Below are 3,026 nucleotides of genomic sequence, written 5' to 3'. Positions count from 1 at the left end.
GCTCTTTAACAATTTGGCAAGCTGATAGTAGTAAAAAACAAGGTAACAATATTTATTTGTGAACCTTAAACACACTGTACGATTTCAAAGACATTTTGGGGTTGTATGGTTAAGTGAATAAGCGTACACGGTGGATGCCTTGGCAGTCAGAGGCGATGAAGGACGTACTAACCTGCGAAAAGCTGTGGGAAGCCGGTAAGAGGCGTTAGACCCGCAGATATCCGAATGGGGAAACCCAGTGAGTTTACTCACTATCCTTACATGAATACATAGTGTAGGGAGGCAAACCGGGAGAACTGAAACATCTAAGTACCCCGAGGAAAAGAAATCAACCGAGATTCCGTTAGTAGCGGCGAGCGAACGCGGAGTAGCCCTTAAGTTATTAAGGTGTTAGTGGAATGGCCTGGAAAGACCAGCGATACAGGGTGATAGCCCCGTACACGACAATGCTTTAGTAATGAAAACGAGTAGGACGGGACACGTGGTATCCTGTTTGAACATGGGGGGACCATCCTCCAAGGCTAAATACTCCTGACTGACCGATAGTGAACCAGTACCGTGAGGGAAAGGCGAAAAGAACCCCTGTAAGGGGAGTGAAATAGAACCTGAAACCGTGTACGTACAAGCAGTGGGAGCACCTTCGTGGTGTGACTGCGTACCTTTTGTATAATGGGTCAGCGACTTACATTCTGTAGCGAGGTTAACCGAATAGGGGAGCCGTAGGGAAACCGAGTCTTAACTGGGCGAATAGTTGCAGGGTGTAGACCCGAAACCGGGCGATCTATCCATGAGCAGGTTGAAGGTTGGGTAACACTAACTGGAGGACCGAACCCACATCTGTTGAAAAAGATGGGGATGACTTGTGGATCGGAGTGAAAGGCTAATCAAGCTCGGAGATATCTGGTTCTCCTCGAAAGCTATTTAGGTAGCGCCTCGGACGAATACCACTGGGGGTAGAGCACTGTTTGGGCTAGGGGGTCATCCCGACTTACCAACCCCATGCAAACTCCGAATACCAGTGAGTAATATCCGGGAGACACACGGCGGGTGCTAACGTCCGTCGTGAAAAGGGAAACAACCCAGACCGCCAGCTAAGGTCCCAAAGTAATGATTAAGTGGAAAACGATGTGGGAAGGCATAGACAGCTAGGAGGTTGGCTTAGAAGCAGCCACCCTTTAAAGAAAGCGTAATAGCTCACTAGTCGAGTCGGCCTGCGCGGAAGATGTAACGGGGCTAAATCATTCACCGAAGCTGCGGACTTGTGCTTGCACAAGTGGTAGAGGAGCGTTCTGTAAGCCTGTGAAGGTTATCCGGGAGGATGGCTGGAGGTATCAGAAGTGCGAATGCTGACATGAGTAACGATAAGGGGAGTGAAAAACTTCCCCGCCGAAAGACCAAGGGTTCCTATCCCATGCTAATCAGGGTAGGGTGAGTCGGCTCCTAAGGCGAGGCTGAAAGGCGTAGTCGATGGGAAACAGGTTAATATTCCTGTACCGGCCAATACTGCGATGGGGGGACGGAGAAAGCTAGGCAAGCGCGGCGTTGGTAGTCCGCGTGAAAGTACGTAGGTTGGGCGTTTAGGAAAATCCGGATGCCTAAGACTGAGATACGAGACGAGTGTCCAAGGACACGAAGTTGCTAACGCTATGCTTCCAGGAAAAGCCTCTAAGCTTCAGGTATTGGTGACCGTACCCTAAACCGACACAGGTGGTCAGGTAGAGCATACCAAGGCGCTTGAGAGAACTCGGCTGAAGGAACTAGGCAAAATAGTACCGTAACTTCGGGAGAAGGTACGCTCTTTGCTGTGAAGGACTTGCTCCGTAAGCAGCGAAGAGTCGCAGTGACCAGCTGGCTGCAACTGTTTATTAAAAACACAGCACTCTGCAAACTCGTAAGAGGACGTATAGGGTGTGACACCTGCCCGGTGCCGGAAGGTTAATTGATGGGGTTAGCGCAAGCGAAGCTCTTGATCGAAGCCCCGGTAAACGGCGGCCGTAACTATAACGGTCCTAAGGTAGCGAAATTCCTTGTCGGGTAAGTTCCGACCTGCACGAATGGTGTAATGATGGCCAGGCTGTCTCCAGCCGAGACTCAGTGAAATTGAAATTGCGGTGAAGATGCCGTATACCCGCGGCTAGACGGAAAGACCCCGTGAACCTTTACTATAGCTTGGCACTGAACATTGACCCTACATGTGTAGGATAGGTGGGAGGCTTTGAAGTTGTGACGCTAGTCATGATGGAGCCGTCCTTGAAATACCACCCTTGTATGTTTGATGTTCTAACGTAGGTCCCTGAATCGGGATTGCGGACAGTGTCTGGTGGGTAGTTTGACTGGGGCGGTCTCCTCCTAAAGAGTAACGGAGGAGCACGAAGGTTGGCTAAGTACGGTCGGACATCGTACGGTTAGTGTAATGGTAGAAGCCAGCTTAACTGCGAGACAGACACGTCGAGCAGGTACGAAAGTAGGTCATAGTGATCCGGTGGTTCTGTATGGAAGGGCCATCGCTCAACGGATAAAAGGTACTCCGGGGATAACAGGCTGATACCGCCCAAGAGTTCATATCGACGGCGGTGTTTGGCACCTCGATGTCGGCTCATCACATCCTGGGGCTGAAGTCGGTCCCAAGGGTATGGCTGTTCGCCATTTAAAGTGGTACGCGAGCTGGGTTTAGAACGTCGTGAGACAGTTCGGTCCCTATCTGCCGTGGGCGTTGGATGATTGAGTGGAGTTGCTCCTAGTACGAGAGGACCGGAGTGAACGAACCGCTGGTGTTCGGGTTGTCATGCCAATGGCATTGCCCGGTAGCTACGTTCGGAACGGATAACCGCTGAAAGCATCTAAGCGGGAAGCCGGCCACAAGATGAGTCATCCCTTAGACTTCGAGTCTACTAAAGGGTCGTTGGAGACCACAACGTTGATAGGTGAGGTGTGGAAGCGCAGTGATGTGTTAAGCTAACTCATACTAATTGCCCGAGAGGCTTAACCATACAACGCCCAAGATGTTTTAGAGAATACAGTGTGTA

General features: G+C 50.7%; 1 rRNA gene. It reads left to right on the top strand.

The window, feature by feature from the left end:
- The first annotated feature begins 107 nt into the window (after positions 1 to 107).
- Positions 108 to 2,990: ribosomal RNA gene (locus tag I4W93_RS20180) — 23S ribosomal RNA — on the top strand.
- The last annotated feature ends 36 nt before the right edge of the window (positions 2,991 to 3,026 follow it).

The sequence above is a fragment of the Rheinheimera maricola genome (assembly GCF_016918075.2).
Lineage (GTDB): Bacteria > Pseudomonadota > Gammaproteobacteria > Enterobacterales > Alteromonadaceae > Alishewanella > Alishewanella maricola_A.
This window is presented reverse-complemented; position numbering and strand designations above follow the sequence as displayed.